General features: G+C 39.5%; 3 protein-coding genes. 2 read left to right on the plus strand and 1 reads right to left on the minus strand.

Annotated elements, in window-relative coordinates; genetic code table 11:
• Positions 1-92: 92 nt before the first annotated feature.
• On the minus strand, positions 93-2,192 hold the full coding sequence (locus tag HHT355_RS09475) for a sodium-translocating pyrophosphatase (RefSeq protein ID WP_103203211.1): 2,100 nt from the start codon (positions 2,190-2,192) through the stop codon (positions 93-95).
• Between the two features lie 529 nt (positions 2,193-2,721).
• On the opposite strand from HHT355_RS09475, the gene HHT355_RS09480 reads away from it, so the two are divergent.
• Positions 2,722-3,879, plus strand: coding sequence for a sodium ion-translocating decarboxylase subunit beta (locus HHT355_RS09480; protein ID WP_103203212.1), 1,158 nt, complete (start codon positions 2,722-2,724; stop codon positions 3,877-3,879).
• Positions 3,880-3,893: 14 nt separating this feature from the next.
• Complete coding sequence (locus HHT355_RS13745; protein ID WP_103203213.1) at positions 3,894-4,043, plus strand: OadG family protein; 150 nt, start codon at positions 3,894-3,896, stop codon at positions 4,041-4,043.
• Positions 4,044-4,216: the final 173 nt, after the last annotated feature.

Here is a 4,216-nt window from a genome sequence, read left to right on the forward strand (position 1 = left end):
TTTATGAATTTTATATATACGGACTTATAAAATTAACGGTGTAAATAGATTTTATTATATATTCTGCCATATAGGCAGGCCTTTAATAACGGTTAAAAAATTGATAATGTCAGGAATAAAGTAGCTGTCAGAGATGCAACCAGAGAAACAACCGTAATCTGTGTGTTAATAGAAGGTCCGGCAGTATCCTTAAACGGATCGCCAACGGTATCCCCCACTACACCGGCTTTATGGGCCTCGGAGTTCTTTCCGCCATGGTTGCCTGCCTCGATATATTTCTTTGTATTATCCCACAGACCGCCTGCATTGGACATAAACAGGGCAAAAACCAGTCCGCTTACGATATTTCCGGTTATAAAACCTCCGACCGCATGAACGCCGCCGACAAATCCCACAATTAATGTGGCTATAATAGCAACAAGACCTGCGGGAATGAGTTCTTTTAATGCCCCAGCAGTTGCTATTTCTATACATTTGTCATATTCAGGTTTTACTCCCGGTTCTCCTTCTTTAAGGCCGGCTATTTCTTTGAATTGGCGGTGGATTTCGGCAAGCATGCGCTGAGCATTGCGGTCAACACCAAGCATCAGCATAGCGGAAAATACGGGAGGAATAGCCGCACCTGCCAAGAGTCCGAAAAATACCGTAGGATTGGTTACGTCAAAACCTGTTATTTTCTCTATATTTAATCCCATTGCGGCAATTGCATCATTTACTTCAGTCATAAATGCTCCCAGAAGAGCAATTACGGTAAGACCTGCGGCACCGATGGAAAAGCCTTTGGTTATAGCTTTGACAGTATTGCCTGCACTGTCCAAAGAGTCTGTTATTTCCAAAGCCTTATCCCCTAGATCGCCCATCTCAACCAGACCGCGGGCATTATCGACTATAGGGCCGTAAGCATCGTTGGATATAATCATTCCTACTATGGAAAGCATACCTACCGCTGCCATGGAAATACCAAACATTCCGTATGCAACTTCATTGCCTCCGGCTCCGATAGGAGCAACAATTTTATAGGCAGCAAGAGCGGATATTCCTATTCCAACCATAGCAGGAAGTGTACTTATTAAACCATAAGAAACACCGGATGTGATAGTAAAGGCAGGACCGGATTCACAGGCTTTAGCAACCGCACGAACCGGTTTCTTATTGTCATTGGTAAAGTAGTCAGTAGCGATTCCTATAATAACACCTACAAGCAGGCCTATAGCGCTGGCAGCCCAGATACGCCAATTAAAGTCAAAAACATATGTGGCTATTGCTGTTAATATCCCATAGATGGCAGTGGTTACATAAGTATTTGTATTAAGGGCTCTTGTAGGATCTCCGCCCTCTTTCATATTTGCCGTAAATACACCAATAATGGATGCCAATAATCCGATAGCCGCATAGCAAAGTACCATGGCTATATTTTTTTCGGGGTTTCCTAAAGATGCTGCCATAACCAAAGCGGCAGCCATAGATGCAACATTTGAGTCAAACAGGTCTGCACCCATTCCTGCAACATCGCCGACATTGTCGCCGACATTATCGGCTATAACAGCAGGGTTTCTTGGATCGTCTTCGGGAATTCCCATTTCCACCTTACCGGCCAGGTCTGCACTAACATCGGCTGTCTTTGTAAATATGCCGCCGCCTGCTTTCGCAAACAAAGCCAATGAGCTGGCACCAAACGAAAAACCCAATAAAGCGGTGGTATTTCCGGTAAGCAGAAGAACCAATGAAATACCGAAAAGGCTTGAACCTACAACGGCCATACCCATAACAGCGCCGCCACGATATCCTGCCATAAATGACGGCTTAATTCCTTTTGTGGCTGCTTCCGCTGATTTTATATTGGCGATTGTAGCTATGCTGATACCTATTTTTCCTGCAATTGCAGAAAATACGGTACCTGCTATGTATGCAATTGCCATGACAACATTATCCAGAACATTGTCTTTCCAAATAGGCGAAGGCAGGAATACAAGAATAAGTAGGGATGCTATTAAACAGAAACGAATCAGTGTTTTATATTCCTTTGCAAGAAACGTATTGGCCCCGCTTCTTATTAATTGTCCTACTTCGGCTACCTTTGCGTTGGACGAAGGTTGCGACGATACCCAACGGTAAAGCCAAAATGCCGTTGCAAAAGCCAAAGCTGAAATAGCAATAGATAATACTTGGAAAAAAGTTAAGCTATTTTCCATATTGCTCATCTCCCTATTATTTTATTAACTGAATTAGCCACATTTTTCATACTATCACTATTGATTAATTTGCGCAAGTTTAATTATGCGTAAAAAGTATTTATTTGTAACATTAAACAATATTATTCGACAAAATGTACATTTTTTGTTATATATCCTAAAACTTCGGTATAATTGGTTTATATTTGTTTTATATTTTAACATTCATAGGGTTTGGGTTCCATGAACAAAATCTCTGTTTTCATCCGGTTATTAATCCCACAATTAATACTCTATGTATAGTAAAAATATATGTGCCAGTCTTGCCGTAACAACCTCTTATTATACCAAACGTCCAAATCATATGATAATATCCAATTCATGATTGACAGGGTTAATATAATTGAGCTACAATTGACTTAGCATAAATAATAAATCTATGTGTATAACCTGTAAAACTGTGGACAAGCTTTAAACAGTCATAAGTGTACCACAGTAATTTTTTGTGTTTGGTTTCATTAATGCATGTATCACTAAGGAGGACTATTTTATGGATTTTTTGTATTCTGGATTACTGTCTATTACCTGGCAGCAATGGGTAATGTACGGTGTCGGCCTTCTGCTTATTTATTTGGCAATTGCAAAGGATTTTGAACCGGCCTTACTTCTTCCCATGGGATTTGGAGCTATCCTGGTTAACCTGCCTAATTCCGGTGTTCTTACACAAATGCTTGAAGGCTTAAATGAGGAAACTACAGGAATCATTGAATGGTTATACAATGTAGGTATCGAAGCATCGGAAGCCATGCCGATATTACTTTTTATTGGTATCGGTGCCATGATCGACTTCGGACCTCTTCTTTCCAATCCCAAAATGTTTTTGTTTGGTGCAGCAGCACAATTTGGAATTTTCTTCACCGTAGTTGTAGCTGTCCTTTTGGGCTTTGATTTAAAAGACGCAGCATCCATAGGTATTATCGGAGCTGCCGACGGTCCTACTTCAATATTGGTTTCAAAAATATTAGGTTCTCAATATATCGGCGCAATTGCGGTAGCTGCGTATTCCTATATGGCACTGGTTCCGATTGTACAGCCTTTTGCCATAAAATTGGTTACAACGAAAAAAGAACGTATGATTCGTATGGATTATAATCCTAAATCAGTTTCAAAAATGACCAAAATTTTATTCCCCATTATCGTTACTTTTATTGCCGGCCTAATAGCTCCTACTTCCGTAGCTTTGGTAGGTTTCCTGATGTTTGGTAACCTGCTTCGTGAATGCGGTGTGCTTGATTCTTTGTCACAAACGGCACAGAATATCCTTGCTAACTTAATTACCCTGTTATTGGGAATAACAATTTCATTCAGCATGCGGGCAGAGTATTTTGTAACTCCCCAAACAATTATTATTATGATCCTTGGTTTAGTAGCTTTTGTATTTGATTCTATAGGCGGTGTACTGTTTGCAAAAATTCTAAACCTGTTCTTAAAGAAAGGCAAGAAAATTAACCCTATGGTCGGAGCTGCCGGTATTTCAGCATTTCCTATGTCGGCAAGGGTTGTTCAAAAAATGGGGTTAAAAGAAGATCCTACCAACCATCTTTTAATGCATGCCATCAGTGCCAATGTTTCCGGTCAGATAGCTTCGGTTATTGCCGGCGGAGCAATTATTAAAATTGTCAGTGAAATTCTTCAAAAGATGGCATAAGGAAAGGAGTTACTATGAAACAAGATCTTATTTATGCTTTTGAAATAATGGGCAAAGGCATGGCAAGTATTTTCGTTGTTATAATACTGCTGACATTAATTGTAATGCTTATGGCAAAAATATCTGAAGCCAGAAATAATAACAGCGGTCAGGATGAGGACTAATAAATACAGATAAAATCCGGTCGTTTTTATATACTTTATATTAACACCTGTTGTGATTTGGTTAATCTAAGAAATTTTTGTCCCCAACCTAATCACAGCAGGTTTTTTATTAATATGACAATACAATAACTTCAGAAACAACGGGATTATAAATTTATTTTAGTAATATCTTT

The sequence above is a fragment of the Herbinix hemicellulosilytica genome (genome assembly GCF_002904165.1).
Taxonomy (GTDB): Bacteria; Bacillota; Clostridia; order Lachnospirales; family Lachnospiraceae; genus Mobilitalea; species Mobilitalea hemicellulosilytica.

Bases quoted from the DNA above. Each gene is read 5' to 3' on its own strand.
- HHT355_RS13745 (WP_103203213.1), top strand. From the start codon at position 3,894: ATGAAACAAGATCTTATTTATGCTTTTGAAATAATGGGCAAAGGCATG.
- HHT355_RS09475 (WP_103203211.1), bottom strand. From the start codon at position 2,192: ATGGAAAATAGCTTAACTTTTTTCCAAGTATTATCTATTGCTATTTCA.
- HHT355_RS09480 (WP_103203212.1), top strand. From the start codon at position 2,722: ATGGATTTTTTGTATTCTGGATTACTGTCTATTACCTGGCAGCAATGG.